This is a genomic window from Mesorhizobium sp. M0715, assembly GCF_040320355.1.
In the GTDB taxonomy this organism is placed as follows: domain Bacteria; phylum Pseudomonadota; class Alphaproteobacteria; order Rhizobiales; family Rhizobiaceae; genus Mesorhizobium.
Window position 1 is genome coordinate 310,712 of sequence record NZ_JAMYPL010000002.1, and the last position, 14,387, is coordinate 325,098.

Annotated in this window: 15 protein-coding genes; 8 read left to right on the forward strand and 7 right to left on the reverse strand. The window is 63.4% G+C overall.

Features of this window, described 5'->3' with window-relative positions; genetic code table 11:
• Positions 1-78: 78 nt before the first annotated feature.
• Complete coding sequence (locus NKI21_RS03410; RefSeq protein WP_352440604.1) at positions 79-1,578, reverse strand: amidase; 1,500 nt, start codon at positions 1,576-1,578, stop codon at positions 79-81.
• A gap of 152 nt (positions 1,579-1,730) precedes the next feature.
• Here NKI21_RS03410 and NKI21_RS03415 point away from each other — a divergent pair, with 152 nt between their 5' ends.
• The 4 genes from NKI21_RS03415 (at position 1,731) to msrB (ending at position 4,490) form a co-directional block, all read left to right on the forward strand.
• Positions 1,731-2,270: a sigma-70 family RNA polymerase sigma factor gene (locus NKI21_RS03415; RefSeq protein ID WP_013528490.1), complete on the forward strand. Its 540-nt coding sequence runs from the start codon at positions 1,731-1,733 to the stop codon at positions 2,268-2,270.
• Complete coding sequence (locus NKI21_RS03420; RefSeq protein ID WP_352440664.1) at positions 2,267-2,995, forward strand: anti-sigma factor; 729 nt, start codon at positions 2,267-2,269, stop codon at positions 2,993-2,995. The genes NKI21_RS03415 and NKI21_RS03420 overlap by 4 nt, the downstream gene beginning before the upstream one ends.
• Positions 2,996-3,218: 223 nt before the next feature.
• Positions 3,219-3,776, forward strand: coding sequence for a fasciclin domain-containing protein (locus NKI21_RS03425; RefSeq protein WP_352440603.1), 558 nt, complete (start codon positions 3,219-3,221; stop codon positions 3,774-3,776).
• Positions 3,777-3,986: 210 nt separating this feature from the next.
• Positions 3,987-4,490, forward strand: coding sequence for a peptide-methionine (R)-S-oxide reductase MsrB (gene msrB, locus NKI21_RS03430; protein ID WP_352440602.1), 504 nt, complete (start codon positions 3,987-3,989; stop codon positions 4,488-4,490).
• Positions 4,491-4,603: 113 nt separating this feature from the next.
• On the opposite strand, the gene NKI21_RS03435 is transcribed toward msrB, so the two are convergent.
• Positions 4,604-6,199 (reverse strand): DHA2 family efflux MFS transporter permease subunit, encoded by a 1,596-nt coding sequence (locus NKI21_RS03435; RefSeq protein ID WP_023810781.1) that lies wholly within the window; start codon positions 6,197-6,199, stop codon positions 4,604-4,606.
• A 22-nt stretch (positions 6,200-6,221) separates the two neighbouring features.
• The gene (locus NKI21_RS03440) at positions 6,222-7,421 is read right to left on the reverse strand and encodes an HlyD family secretion protein (protein WP_352440601.1); all 1,200 of its coding nucleotides are present in this window, start codon (positions 7,419-7,421) and stop codon (positions 6,222-6,224) included.
• Between the two features lie 132 nt (positions 7,422-7,553).
• Here NKI21_RS03440 and NKI21_RS03445 point away from each other — a divergent pair, with 132 nt between their 5' ends.
• Complete coding sequence (locus tag NKI21_RS03445; protein WP_023810783.1) at positions 7,554-8,288, forward strand: TetR/AcrR family transcriptional regulator; 735 nt, start codon at positions 7,554-7,556, stop codon at positions 8,286-8,288.
• 152 nt (positions 8,289-8,440) lie between these two features.
• On the opposite strand, the gene yihA is transcribed toward NKI21_RS03445, so the two are convergent.
• The 3 genes from yihA to NKI21_RS03460 form a co-directional block, all read right to left on the reverse strand.
• Entirely contained in the window at positions 8,441-9,100 is a 660-nt protein-coding gene (yihA, locus tag NKI21_RS03450) for a ribosome biogenesis GTP-binding protein YihA/YsxC (RefSeq protein ID WP_352440600.1), read from the reverse strand.
• Positions 9,097-9,735 (reverse strand): CatB-related O-acetyltransferase, encoded by a 639-nt coding sequence (locus tag NKI21_RS03455; RefSeq protein WP_023810785.1) that lies wholly within the window; start codon positions 9,733-9,735, stop codon positions 9,097-9,099. The genes yihA and NKI21_RS03455 overlap by 4 nt, the downstream gene beginning before the upstream one ends.
• 124 nt (positions 9,736-9,859) lie before the next feature.
• Positions 9,860-10,174, reverse strand: a complete 315-nt coding sequence (locus NKI21_RS03460; protein ID WP_352440599.1) for a hypothetical protein — start codon at positions 10,172-10,174, stop codon at positions 9,860-9,862.
• A gap of 177 nt (positions 10,175-10,351) precedes the next feature.
• On the opposite strand from NKI21_RS03460, the gene NKI21_RS03465 reads away from it, so the two are divergent.
• The 3 genes from NKI21_RS03465 to NKI21_RS03475 are packed head-to-tail and all read left to right on the forward strand — an operon-like array spanning position 10,352 to position 13,639.
• Positions 10,352-10,816, forward strand: a complete 465-nt coding sequence (locus tag NKI21_RS03465) for a MarR family winged helix-turn-helix transcriptional regulator (protein WP_128304172.1) — start codon at positions 10,352-10,354, stop codon at positions 10,814-10,816.
• Complete coding sequence (locus NKI21_RS03470) at positions 10,809-12,101, forward strand: HlyD family secretion protein (RefSeq protein WP_352440598.1); 1,293 nt, start codon at positions 10,809-10,811, stop codon at positions 12,099-12,101. The genes NKI21_RS03465 and NKI21_RS03470 overlap by 8 nt, the downstream gene beginning before the upstream one ends.
• Positions 12,098-13,639, forward strand: coding sequence for a DHA2 family efflux MFS transporter permease subunit (locus tag NKI21_RS03475; protein WP_352440597.1), 1,542 nt, complete (start codon positions 12,098-12,100; stop codon positions 13,637-13,639). Before NKI21_RS03470 ends, NKI21_RS03475 begins: the two co-directional genes overlap by 4 nt.
• Positions 13,640-13,822: 183 nt before the next feature.
• On the opposite strand, the gene NKI21_RS03480 is transcribed toward NKI21_RS03475, so the two are convergent.
• Complete coding sequence (locus NKI21_RS03480) at positions 13,823-14,383, reverse strand: fasciclin domain-containing protein (RefSeq protein WP_352440596.1); 561 nt, start codon at positions 14,381-14,383, stop codon at positions 13,823-13,825.
• Positions 14,384-14,387: the final 4 nt, after the last annotated feature.

The window sequence follows — 14,387 nt, forward strand, 5'->3', positions numbered from 1 at the left end:
AGGACGGCGGCGTCTTAGCGGGAATTGGCGTCGCCCGCAAATGGCTTTGCTGTCATATTCGAGCGCTTCACGACCTCGTCATTGTGTCGGCACCATCAGCGGCGCCCTGCGGTCCAGCCAACCCGAGATCTTCTCCATCTGCGCGGCGAGCGACAAAAGCGTCTCCTCGTCGCCCGGACGGCCGGCCGCCTGGACGCCGAGCGGCAGGCCGGCGTCAGTGACATGGACCGGCAGCGCGATCGACGGCTGGCCGCTGACATTCTGGATCGCCGGCCAATGGGTGAACCAGAGGCTCTTGTCCATCAGCTGGCCGAAGAACGGCTTCAGCTTCAGCAAGGGCGTCAGATGAAGCTTGTCGAGCAGGTTCTCGATGAGTTCGTCGGCGCCTTTCGGATCCATGGCGCCGCAGGCGAGCGGCGGGTGGGCAATGACCGGCATCAGCACGGCGTCATACCGCGCAGTCTCCGAAATCAGCCGTCGCGAGGCGGCATGCAGCCGCTGCAGGTCGGCATAGGTCTCGCCCGCCGACACCAGTTCGCCGAAGCGGGCGAGCACGCGCGTCGCCCGCTCGATGTCACCGGTAACGGAGCGCCCGACACGCAGCGCGTCCGCGCGCATCGTGCCGGCAACGGCGGAGGCAACCGTCCTGCAGAAATCGGCGAAGAAATCGCGGCCGATAAAGGGCAGGTCGATCTCTTCGACCGTGTGGCCGCCCTCGCGGGCAAGCGCCACCGCCGTGTCGAGCGCCTTGAGCGTCTCGTCCGAGATCGGCAGGCCAAGCGGCGATTTGCGGTACACGGCCAGGCTGAGCTTGCCGGGATCGCGCGCGGCGGCAGCCGCGAACGTGCCTTTCGGCGGCGGCGCGGCATAGGGCGACAGAGGATCGGGGCCGTGGATGAGGTCGAGCAGCAGCGCGCAATCGCGCACCGAACGGGTGAGCGCATGGTCGACGACCATGCCGTACCAGCTTTCGCTCACCAGCGGCGTCAGCGGTGTGCGGCCGCGCGACGTTTTCAGGCCGACAAGCCCGGTGCAGGCGGCAGGCACGCGAATCGAGCCGCCGCCATCGGAGGCATGCGCCACCGGCACGACGCCGGCTGCGACCAAGGCTGCCGAACCGCCCGAAGAGCCGCCGCTGGTATGGCCGGTGTTCCACGGATTGCGGGTGATGCCAAAGGCCCTGGATTCGGTCATCAATCGAAGCCCGTGCTCCGGCGATGTCGAGGTGACGATCGGGATAAGCCCGGCAGCGAGATAGCGGTCGGTCAGCACCGAATTGACATCGGCCAGCCATGCCGGAATGCGGCTGCCGCCATGCGTCGGCACGCTCTTGATGGCGATGCCGAGATCCTTGATGACGAAGGGAACACCGGCCAGCGGCAGCGAGCGGTCGATGGTCTTGGCGCGGGCCCGGGCGGCATCGTAGAGCGGTTCGGCCGTGGCATTGATGTCGGGACGGGTGGCCTCGGCGCGGGCAATCGCGGTGTCCGTCAGCTCGACGGCCGAAACGTCGCCCTTGCGGACCAGATTGGCGAGGCCCGTGGCATCTTCTTCCCAAAGGATCCGTTCGACCGACATGCGCGCTCCCCCATCACTGAGGGCAAGCTAGCCAGTGGCGATTCCATTGGCAATCGGTGGACGGATCCGGGCCGGCGACACACAAAAGCTTAGGCGTGCACAAGATTATTTCCGCCGTTGCAAATACATCGCAATCGCCTAACTTGCCTGCAATGACGCCGCAGGACATCACCAAGCTGATCGTTCGGACTTCGATGAAGGATCGGGCCGCGTTCGATCTGCTTTACCGGCAGACCAGCGCGAAACTTTTTGGCGTCTGCCTTCGTGTCTTGAACGACCGGGGAGACGCGGAAGAAGCGCTGCAGGAAGTCTTCGTCAAGATATGGACGAAGGCGGATCGTTTTGCGGTCTCCGATCTAAGCCCGATCTCCTGGCTGGTGGCAATCGCGCGCAACCATGCGATCGATCGCATACGAGCGCGACGCAAGCCCGCCGCCGACATCGATGCCGCGCTCGACGTGGCCGATCCGGCGCCGGGGCCTGAAGCGATGGCGGTGGCGGGCGACGAATCCGAACGTATCCACCATTGTCTCGATGAGTTGGAGAAGGACCGGGCAGCCGCCGTCCGGGGCGCCTATCTCAAGGGCGAGAGCTATGCCGAACTGGCGGAGCGCCATGGCGTGCCGCTGAACACGATGCGGACATGGCTGCGCCGCAGCCTGTTGAAACTCAGAGAATGTCTGGAAAGATGACGCTGGCAGAAGACACAGGACCGGAACGTGGAGGCGACGACCTGCTCGCCGCCGAATACGTTCTCGGCGTGCTCGATGCCGACGAACGCCAGATCGTCTCCCGCCGCATCGATGCGGATACGGTTTTCGCTCGTCTTGTCGAGAGTTGGGAGGTCAGTCTCTCACCGCTTGCCGCCGCCTATCGGGAAGTCGAGCCGTCGGTTTCGGTGAAGACCGCTGTCGACCGCCGCCTGTTCGCCAACGCTGCCGCCGTGACCACGCCCGCCGAATCGCGCGGCGGCCTGTGGTCCAGCCTGGCCTTCTGGCGCGGCCTTGCCGCGGCCGCGGCTGCGGCACTGGCGATTTACATCGCCGTGCCAGTCCTCAACCCCCCGGTCGAGCAGCCGCAGGCGCGCCTCGTCGCTTCGCTGGCCGCCGAAGGCAGCGACGTCAGATATCTCGCCGTCTATGATGCCGCGCATCACGAAATCGGCCTGTCGCATGTCTCCGGTGAGCGTGCTTCCGGCAAGGACTTCGAGCTGTGGATGATCGAGGGCAAGAACCCGCCGGTGTCGATGGGCGTCATTCCGGCCGGTGCTACGGCACATATTGTCGTCTCGCCGGCGGCCCAGCAGAAGCTTGCCCAAGGCGCGGTGCTTGCCGTCAGCCTCGAGCCGTCAGGCGGTTCGCCGACCGGACAGCCGACCGGACCGGTAGTCGCCGCCGGCGACCTGAAGAACATCTGACCGGCTCCGCGCGCTTGAAAAATCACAAAAGACTATCATAAGTCTATCCCTCACTGAACATGCCCATAGACAGCATGTCGGCCGCGACCGATTGCTTGGGAAATCCGCCGGGCGCGTTAGATAAAATAAAAAATCACGATATTTCTGAAACTCGGGCGATTTTGTCCCGTATCTCCTCGCGTCCCCAAAAATGGGAAGAGAAAAACCCGAGGAGTTCGACATCATGCGTAGATACGTCACCCTTTTGCTCGCCGGTACGATCGCCGTTTCGGCCCTTGCCACCGCCGCCTATGCCGAAAACCCGATGGTTGGCGGCGCCGCGATGTTTGCCGACAAGAACATCGTCGAGAACGCCGTGAACTCGAAGGACCACACCACGCTGGTCGCCGCCGTGAAGGCCGCCGGCCTTGTCGAGACGCTACAGGGCGCCGGTCCGTTCACTGTGTTCGCTCCGACCAACGAGGCCTTCGCAGCCCTTCCGGCCGGGACGGTCGAGACGCTGCTCAAGCCTGAAAACAAGGACAAGCTCACCAAGATCCTCACCTGCCATGTCATCGGTGCCAAGGCGATGGGGGCGGACGTGGCCTCGATGGCCAAGGCTGACGGCGGCACCCACAAGGTCAAGACGGCCGGCGGCTGCGAGCTGTCGCTCAAGGCTGACGGCGGCAAGGTCACCGTCACAGACGAGAACGGCAATGTCGCCAATGTGACGATCGCCGATGTCGAACAGTCCAATGGCGTCATCCACGTCATCGACAAGGTTCTTTTGCCGAAGATGTAACAAGGGGCTTGCTGCCGGCGAACTGGCAGCAAGGGCCCTCCGTCGATTGCACGATCCCGCTCTGTGATCCGCAATTGACCCGCGCACTCCGCGCCTCCCACATTCGGATGTGGGCGGGCGCGGAGTGTTCGTTCGAGGGGCTTCCGTCACCGGCTTTTGATTTCCGCGCGACGGTATAGTTTGGCAAAAGGACATCAGGAGGAACTGGTCATGAACCGTCGCGACTTTCTTTTGAGGGGTGCCGCCGCCATCGGCGTCGTCGGGATCGCGGCAACGATGCTGCGCATGGGCGATCCGCAGGCAGCACAGGCCGCCGAAAAATTCGAAGTCACCAAGACCGACGCCGAGTGGAAAGCCATCCTGTCGCCTGCCGCCTTCAACGTGCTGCGCAAGGAAGGCACGGAGTATCCCGGCACCAGCCCGCTGCTCAACGAACACAGCAAGGGCATCTTCGCCTGTGCCGGCTGCGACCTGCCGCTCTATTCGTCGGAGACGAAATTCGATTCCGGTACCGGCTGGCCGAGCTTCTGGCAAGAGATCCCCAAGGCTATCGGCACGACCGTGGACCGCTCGCTCGGCATGACGCGCACCGAGGCGCATTGCCGCCGCTGCGGCGGCCATCTCGGCCACGTCTTCGACGACGGTCCGGCGCCGACCGGCCTGCGCCACTGCATCAACGGCGTCGCGCTGACCTTCAAGCCCGCCACAGCCTGACAAATTCCAACTGGATATGAAAAACTCCGGGCTTGCGGGCCCGGAGTTTTTTGCGCGGTCAGAGCTTTTTCAGGCGTGGACTGGAGGAGCTTCCCGAAACAGCTGCCCACGTATCAGTGGCCGCCGCCGCCACCTCCGCCCGCCGCGGCCGGCTTGCGGATCAGCATGGTGAACATGCCAAGCGTCGCAAACAGCACCGTCAGCATGAAGAACACATCCATGAAGGACAGCAGCGCCGCCTGCTGCTGGACCATGCCAGACAGCTTGGAGATCGCGGCACTTGTCGCGTCGAGGCCGGGGGTTTGCTCGAAATTGAGCGTCATGTTCTGCAGCTTGGTCTGCGCGGCTTCACTGCCCCATTGCACATGTTCGGAGAGCCTTGCGTAGTGGAAGGCATTGCGGTCGATCAGCACGGTATTGATCAGGGCGAGGCCAACCGCACCGCCAAGGTTGCGGGTGAGGTTGAACAGGCCTGAAGCGTTCTTCAGCCGCTCGGGCGGCAAGGTTCCGAGCGCGATGTTGTTGATCGGCACCATGCACAGCATCATCGAACAGCCGCGCAGGATCTGCGGGATGAGCAGCTCATAGAAATCCCAGTCGGCGGTCAGATGCGTCATCCACCAGGTGCCGGTGGCGAAGCCGAAGAAGCCGATCATCATCATCAGCCGCGGGTCCATCTTATTCGACAGGATGCCCGAGATCGGCGCGGTGAAGAACATGGCCAGGCCGCTGACGAACAGCGCCTCGCCGATCATCATCGAATCGTAGCCACGGATGCGCCCGAGATACACCGGGTAGAGATAGGTCAGGCCGTAAAGGCCGATGCCTATGACGAAGGAGAACAGCGAGCCGAAGGCGAAGTTGATGTTGGTGAAGGCCTTCAGGTCGACGATCGGCTCCTCGGCGGTGAACGCCCGCCAGAAGAACAGCACCGCGCCGATGGTCATGACAATGGCGCAGATGAAGACGCCCTGATCCTGCATCCAGTCATTGTTGGGACCCTCCTCGAGCACATATTCCATGCAGCCCAGGAGAGCCGCCATGCCGGCGAGGCCCCACCAGTCGAACTTGCTGAACAGCTTGAGGTTGGGTTTGTCGAAGTCGATCAGCGTCCAGGCCGCCGCTGTGACCAGGATGCCGGGCACGACATTGACCAGGAACAGCCAGTGCCAGGACATGGCATGGCTGATGTAGCCGCCGACAGTCGGGCCGATGGTCGGCGCCAACGTCGCCACCAGGCCGATCATCGGCGAGACGAAGGCGCGGCGCGAGGGCGGGAAGATGGTGAAGGCAGCGGCGAAGACGCTCGGGATCATGCCGCCGCCGATGAAGCCCTGGACGGCGCGGTAGACAATCATCTGGTCGATGTTGGTGGCGGTCGCCGCCAGCGCACTGGCCGCGGTGAAGCCTGCCGCCGAGATGGTGAACAGCACGCGCGTCGACAGCATCCGGCTGAGGAAGCCCGACAGCGGGATCATCACCACTTCGGCGATCAGATAGGCGGTCTGCACCCACGGGATTTCGTCGGAGCTGGCGCTCAGGCCGGCCTGGATTTCGGACAGCGAGGCGGAGACGATCTGGATGTCGAGGATGGCCATGAACATGCCGAACACCATCGCCAGGAAGGCGATGACGCGCCGCGTCGAAATGGTGTCAGGCACAGCCGGCCTCGCCGGCGGCGCTCCTGCTGTCAGGGTTGCGGTTGCCATGGCATTGCTCCCCGGCGGCCGCTCAGTTCGACGCTGCCGCTGATGCCGACCCCGTCGGGGCGGTACGGCTGTCGACGGCGACGACGACGCTCAGGCCGGCGCGCAGCTTGCCGCTCTTCAGCGCATCGGCGGGCACATCGATGCGGACCGGAACGCGCTGCACGACCTTGGTGAAGTTGCCGGTGGCGTTTTCGGGCGGCAGCAGCGAGAACACGGCACCCGAAGCCGGCGCCAGCGACGAGACGGTCCCCTCGAAGTCCTGGCCGTCGGTCGCATCGACCGAGATCTTGACCTTCTCGCCGGGCACCAGCCGGGCAAGCTGCGTCTCCTTGAAGTTGGCGACGATGTAGAGCTTGTCCATCGGCACGATGACGGCGAGCTTCTGGCCGGGGCTGACAAGGTCGCCCTGTTCGACCGAGCGGTTGCCGACGATGCCGTCATAAGGCGCCTTGAGCACGGTGAAGGAAAGATCGCGCAGGGCCTTGTCATGGCTGAGCTGCAGGGACGCCAGCGTGCTCGCCGATTCCGCGCGTTGCGCCTGCAGCACGCCGATATTGGCCTGCGCGGCGGCGATCTGTGCGTCGGCGCCGACAAGGGCGGCATCGGCCTGCTGGACCGCCGTTTGGGCGTCGTCCAGCTGCGCCTGCGTGCCGACATGCGTCTTGAGCAGCTGCAAGGCGCGCGCCGCGACCTTGGCTGCATTGTCGGCCGCGGCCTGGTCGGCGACCTTCTGCGCCTGCGCCTGCTGCAGCGAGGCGCGGGCTGCGTCGGTCTGGGCGTCAATACGGTCGAGCGTCTTGCTCAAGGTGGCGATCTGCGCCTCGGCCTGGGCGACGGCAATCTTGTAATCGCCGTCATCGACGACGAGCAGCGGATCGCCGGCCTTGACCAGCTGGTTCTCGCTGACCTTGACCTGATCGACATAGCCGGAAATCTTGGGCGAGATGAACGCCATGTCCGCCTGGACATAGGCGTCATCCGTCGAGATCATGAAGCGGCCCGTTGTCCAGTAATCGTAACCGTACCAGGCGCCGGCGCTCAGCAAGGCGACGCCGATGATCGGCAGCAGAAAAGAACGCACCGAGCGCTTCTTCTTGACCGGAGCCTCTGCCGGCGGCGACGAGACGGGCTGGACAGGCATATCCGGCGCTTCCGTCGCCGGCGCAACCTTGGCGTTGGGGAAGGGACGGACTTCGGCTGTGGTCGGCGCGTTCGAGGACATGACATCTCTCTAAAGTTATAATATGATACTGAACCGTTCGGTTCGATCCGGCCGTTGACATAGCGCGTAAAGAGGACCATATCAAGGGCAATCGAACCGCTTGGTTCGAATTATTTTCGAGGTGTGACTTTCATGGCCGAGACCCCGCCCAATGTCGAAAACGAGTCATGCGACGACCTGTTGGAAAGCTTGCGCCGTGGCCGCCCGGCCGCGGGGCAGGATCCGGTCAAGCGCAGCCAGATCATCGACGGCGCCCGTCGTGTCTTCATCGACAAGGGCTTCGAAGCCGCCTCGATGAACGACATCACCCGCGAGGCCGGTGTCTCCAAGGGTACGATCTACGTCTACTTCGCCAACAAGGAGGAGCTGTTCGAAGCGCTGATCGAGGAAGAGCGCGGCACCATCTTCAAGAACATGTATGACGTGCTGGACAACGCCGACAACCTGCGCGAGACGCTGGTGAAGTTCGGCAAGGTGCTGGCCCTCAAGATCACGTCGGCCAAGGTCATCCAGGCACAGCGCACGGTGATCGGGGCATCCGACCGGATACCCGACATGGGCGCGCGTTTTTACGAGCGCGGTCCCAAGCGTGGCCACGACAAGGTCGCGGCCTTTCTCAATGCCGCCATCGAGCGCGACCTGCTGCGCATCGACGATGTCGATCTTGCCGCCTATCAGTTCACCGAACTGTGCCTGGCCGGTCTGTTCCGCCAGTGCATCTTCGCCTACCGCACGAAAGCCCCGACCCAGGACGAGATCGATCACATCGTCAGGTCAGGCGTCAGCATGTTCCTCAGGGCATACGGCACCGAAAGGCTTGTGGCGGAAGAAGGCCATCAGACGATTGCTATCGAGGCCAAGCCTTAACCCAGTTCTAAGGTGTGTTGAGATTCAGGTCAGGCCGAGCCGAAAACGGTGGCTTTCGAGAACCGGAGCGGAGCGGACATTCGGGTCCGTGAGCACCGGAAGCGCAGAAAGCCGTCGTTTGCAGGCCGGCATCACCTGAATATCGACATAGCTTAGCCGCCATTGGCGGCAAGCACGATGGCCGCCTGCAATTCCTGAAGGCCCTCGCCTTTTTCCGAAGACGTCGCCAGCACGACCGGGAACGCCGCCGGCCGCTTCTTGATCTTTGCCAGCGTCTCCTCGATCAGCCTCGGCACGCCGGCAGTCTTGATCTTGTCGGTCTTGGTCAGGACGATCTGGTAGGACACCGCCGCCTTGTCGAGCAGCGACAGCACTTCATCGTCCTTGGCCTTGATGCCATGACGGGCGTCGATCAGCACATAGACGCGCTTCAGCGTGACGCGGCCCTTGAGATAGTCGAAGACCAGCTTGGTCCACTCGTCGACTTTCTCCTTCGGCGCGGTGGCGTAGCCGTAGCCGGGCATGTCGACCAGCGCCAAGGGCGGCAGGTCGGCGCCCTCACCCGAAAATCCATCTGGCACGAAATAGTTGAGCTCCTGGGTGCGCCCCGGCGTGTTGGAAGTGCGCGCCAGCCCCTTCTGGTTGACCAGCGCGTTGATCAGCGACGACTTGCCGACATTCGAGCGGCCGGCAAAGGCGATTTCCGGCGGCCCTTCCGGCGGCAAGAATTTCATGGCCGGCACGCCGCGGATGAAGATCCATCCTCGCGTGAACAGTTCGGTGCCGATTATGCTGCTGTTCAGAGCGTTCAAGCTGCTGCCTCCAGAAGAGAAATATTGGCACCCCGGATAGCATCGAGGTTGCGGCTGACCTTGTCCACCGGCCAGTCCCACCACGCCACCGCCAGCAGCCGCCTGATTGTCCGGTCGTCGAAACGCATCTTTACCACCTTGGCCGCGTTGCCGGCGACGATCGCATAGGGCGGCACGTCGTGCGTCACCACCGATTTCGCGGCAACGATGGCGCCGTGGCCGATTTCCACCCCGGGCAAGATCACCGCTTCCATGCCGATCCAGACGTCGCTGCCGACGATGGTGTCGCCGCGCACTTCCCTGGACCAGGTCGCCGGGTCAAAACCCTTTTCCCAGCCATGGCCGAAAATATTGAACGGATAGGTCGAAAAGCCGGACATAGCGTGGTTGGCGCCGTTCATGATGAAGCGCGCGCCCTCGGCGATGGCGCAGAACCTGCCGATGATCAGCTTGTCGCCAATGAACGGATAATGGTGCAGGACGCATTTTTCGGCGAATTTGTCCGGACCGTCGGGGTCGTCATAATAGGTGAAGTCGCCGACCTCGATGTTCGGCGCGTTCACCAGCCCCTTGAGGAAGCCGACGCGGGTATGCATCGGGATCGGGTGCTTGATGTCTGGGTTGGGTCCGTCCATGTCGAAATCCGTCAGAGAAATGGCCGCCAGGCGCATCCGAAACTCGAATGCGCCCGTTCAAAATAGCGTGATCCGCCCTATAGCACCAATCGGGCGACGAGCGAGCTTTCCTTGACGGTCTTGCTCATTTGCTGCCGCGGCAGATCACGATCGGATCGGACAGCGCGCTGTCGAAACCGCTGCCCTGATAGACGGTGACGTTCGCCGCGCCGGGCGGCAGCATGAAGCTGCCTTCGACGATTTTCTGGTCTCCGGTCGGCATGTGGAGAGCCCAGCTATAGGTGCAAAACTGAGGCGGCGCCTGGGGTTCGACGTGGCTGCAGTTCAATTGCGCGCCACCCAGCATGGCGGCGCCACCGCAGCTGACGGCGTCCTTTGCGAACGCAATGCCCGGCCATCCCGCGATGGTCGATACGGTCAAGATCTTCAGCCAATTCATCGTCTCATCCCTGCGCGGCAACAGCCTGCTACCGGAGCCTTTTTGTGGCGTCGCAGCCCATGCGTCATTTTTTCCAGGCGGGCTTAGTCCGTCTTGCGCACCGCGTCCAGCGGGATTATGTGCATGATGATAATAAGCATGCTCACTAAAAGTTGCGCCGAAACTCCAGTACCTCCCATGCCATCGTCACCCAACATCAGCTTCGTGCTGCACGATGTCGCGCGCCTGCTTCGAAAGCGGTTCGAGCAGAGGTCGCGGGCATCGGGGCTGACCCGCGCCCAGTGGCAGGTGCTGGCCTATCTCAGCGTGCATGAAGGCATGCACCAGAACAAATTGGCGGACCTTATCGAGATCACGCCGATCACGCTCGCCCGGCTGCTCGACAAGATGGAAGCACGTGGCTTCATCGAGCGCCGGCCCAATCCCGCCGACCGCCTGGCATGGCTGCTTTACCTGAAGCCGCAAGCCCATCCGCTTATCGAAATCATGCGCAGCAATGGGCAGAAGACGCGTGACGAGGCCTTCGTCGGCCTTTCCGCGGATGCGCAACTGCATCTGCTGCAAACCCTATCCCTCATCAAATCCAATCTGCTCGCGGCTTGCGCCCAGCCTGCCGCCGACCGGGAGAAAACACATGGCTGAATCAACCTCACCAAAGAAGCCTGTCGAAGAAGACGGATCCGCCGCCGACCGGGCGCGCGACCAGGTCATCCGACTGGACAGCGAACGCGAGCAAAGGCGAGCCGGCACCGTCATCGACAATGACGAGCTCGAAGCACCGGTCGCCCTGGAGCCGGCGGCGCTCGAGGCTCCGTCCAAGGAGCCACGCCAGGCCGGGGTTGCGGTGGCGCCTCCGGCGCCGGTCAAGCCCAAGCGCGGCCGAGCACGGCCGATCCTGTTTGCCCTGCTTCCGGTCGCGCTGGTCGTCGGCGGCTATTACTACGTCATCGGCGGCCAGGTCATGACGACCGACAATGCCTACATCCAGGCGCAGTCGCTCGGCGTTTCCACCGATGTCTCCGGCACTGTGTCCGAGATCGATGTGCACGAGAACGAGGCGGTGAAGAAGGACCAGGTGCTTTTCCGGCTGCGGCCGGCCTCTTTCGAAACCGCTCTTGCCGCCGCCCAGGCGCAGCTCGGCACGGTGCGCAACCAGGTGCTGACCCTGCAGGCGAGTTACCTGCAGTCGCAGGCGCTGATCGAGCAGGCGCAGGCCGACATCACCTACTACGAGGCCGCTTTCCAGCGCCAGCAGGATCTGCTCAAGACCTCCACCTCCTCCAAGGCGACCTTCGACAGCGCCCAACACGACCTCGTCGCCGCCCGCCAGAAAGTGTCCGTTGCCCAAGCGCAGGCACAGGCGACGCTTGCCCAGCTTGGCGGCGACGCCAGCCAGCCGGTGGAGAAGAACCCCTTCTACCTTCAGGCCCAGTCTGCGGTGGACGACGCCCAGCGCAATCTTGCCGATTCCATCGTCAAGGCGCCATTCGACGGCATAGTCACCAATGTCGACACGCTTCAGGTCGGCAAGTACCTGCCGGCTTCGCAGCCGGCGTTCAGCCTAATTTCGGCGACCGACTTGTGGATCGCGGCGGAGCCGAAGGAAACCGAACTGACCTATGTGCGGCCGGGACAGACGGCGACGATCAGCGTCGACAGCTACCCGGGTGCCGTCTGGCACGGTACGGTCGCCTCGATCAGCCCGGCGTCGTCGTCGAGCTTCTCCTTGCTTCCGGCGCAGAACACCACCGGCAACTGGGTCAAGGTCGTACAACGCATTCCGATGCGCGTGACGTTGGACGATCTCCAGGGCAAGCCGCCGTTGCGTGGCGGGATGAGCGTCGTGGTCGGCATCGATACCGGCCATGCGCGCGGCCTGCCGGACTTCGTGACGGACCTCCTCGGCCGGTTCGGACAAAAGTCATGACCGGCGCGTCCGCGACAGGTGGCGTGGTCGCCAATCGCGGCGCCATCACCGCCTGCGTGATCCTCGCCGTCATCATGCAGGCGCTGGACACGACCATCGCCAATGTGGCGCTGCCCTATATCCAGGGCAGCGTTTCGGCGAGCGCCGACCAGATAAACTGGGTGCTGACGTCCTACATCGTGGCTGCGGCAGTCATGACGCCGCCTTCGGGCTACCTTGCCAATCGTTTTGGCCGCAAGCGCATCCTTTTGATATCCATCACCGGCTTCGTCGTCGCATCGGTGCTGTGCGGGTTCGCGCAGTCGCTGCCCCAGATCGTCGGCTTCCGCCTGCTGCAAGGCCTGTTCGGCGCGGCCCTGGTGCCGCTGGCGCAGAGCATCCTGCTCGACATCTACAGCGTCGAGGAGCGCGGCTCGGCGATGGCGCTGTTCGGCGTTTCGGTGATGGTCGGGCCGGTGCTCGGACCGGTCATCGGCGGCTGGCTGACCGAGAATGTCAGCTGGCGCTGGGTGTTCTACATCAACGTCCCGATCGGCGCGCTGGCTTTCGCCGGCGTGTCGATGTTCGTCCAGGAAACCAAAACGGACCTCAAGGCCAGGCTGGACTGGCTGGGCTTCGGCATGCTCAGCATAACCATCGCCGCGCTGCAGATGTTCCTCGATCGCGGCGAGCAGCTCAACTGGTTCTCGTCGTCCGAGATCATCGTCGAGGCGCTGATCTGCGCGTCGGCCTTCTACATCTTCCTCGTCCACACCTTCACCGCCAAAAACACCTTCGTGAACCCGCGGCTGTTCCTCGACAGGAATTTCGCAGTCGGCATGATCTTCATCTTCATCATCGGCATCACCTATCTGGCCTCGCTGGCCCTGATGACGCCTTATCTGCAGACGCTGATGGGCTATCCGGTGGTGACGGCCGGCATCGTCATGGGGCCGCGTGGGCTTGGGACCATGGCTTGCATGTTCCTGGTCGGCAGGCTGATCGGCAAGGTGGACACGCGCTGGCTGCTGCTGACCGGCCTGCTGGTCACCGCCTGGGCGATGTACGACATGACCGGCTGGACCCCTGATGTGTCGCAATGGACGATCATCAGCACCGGCTTCATCCAGGGCGCTGGCCTGGGCTTCCTTTTCGTGCCGCTGACCACCATCACCTTCGCCACGCTGGCGCCGGAGCGGCGCGCGGAAGGCACAGGCCTTTACAATCTGTCGCGGAACATCGGCTCCAGCGTCGGCATATCGGTGGTCACCGCGCTGTTGACGGAGAACGTGCAGATCAACCACGCCAGCATCGCCACCTATGTGACGCCCTACAACCAGGCGTTCGGCAATCCGGCGATCTTCCAGGCGATGGACCCCTACAGCGCCGCCGGGCGTGCCGCGCTCGACGGCGTGGTGACGCTGCAGGCGACCATCATCAGCTACATGAACGACTTCAAGCTGATGATGATCCTGTCGCTTGCCGCCATTCCGCTGGTTCTGTTGCTGCGCAAGCCGGCGACTCCGGCCAAGATCGACCACAGCGCCGTGATGGAGTGACGGTCGAAGCTCATCCGGCAGGACAAGCAACAGCCGAAAAGAAACCGGGGTCCTGTGAGGGACTACAGGACCCCGGCCGATGCCGATACGACTTCCCAAGAAACATGGCACCTCGTCATGAGGTGGGACGGCAGGCCGAGAAAGCCCCAACGGACCTGCCTTGATCCCCTTTGCCGAAAGCCGTTACTTCGGCAACAGCACCTTGTTGACGACATGGATGACGCCGTTCGACTGGTTGACGTCGGCGATCGTCACTCGCGCCTCGCCGCCTGACTCATCCATGATGTAGAGCTTGCCCTTCTTGACTTCGGCGGTCAGCGTGTCACCGGAGACGGTTTTCATCTCGTACTTGCCGCCCATCGCCTTGGCCTTCTTCATCATTTCGGCGCCCGAAATCTTGCCGGCCACGACATGCGCGGTCAGCACCTTGGTGAGCTTGTCCTTGTTCTCCGGCTTCAGCAGCGTGTCGACGGTGCCCTTGGGCAATTTCGCAAACGCTGCATTGGTCGGGGCAAAGACTGTGAACGGGCCAGCGCCCTGCAGCGTGTCGACCAGGCCGGCGGCCTTGACCGCGGCGACCAGCGTCGTGTGATCCTTCGAATTGACGGCGTTCTCGACGATGTTCTTGGTGGTGTACATCGGCGCGCCGCCGACATTCGGGTTTTTGGCATAGGCGGGCGCGGCAATCGCCACGCCGGCGATGAGCGCGGAAAAGGCGATGGTCCTGAATGACGGCAAGCGCATGTGG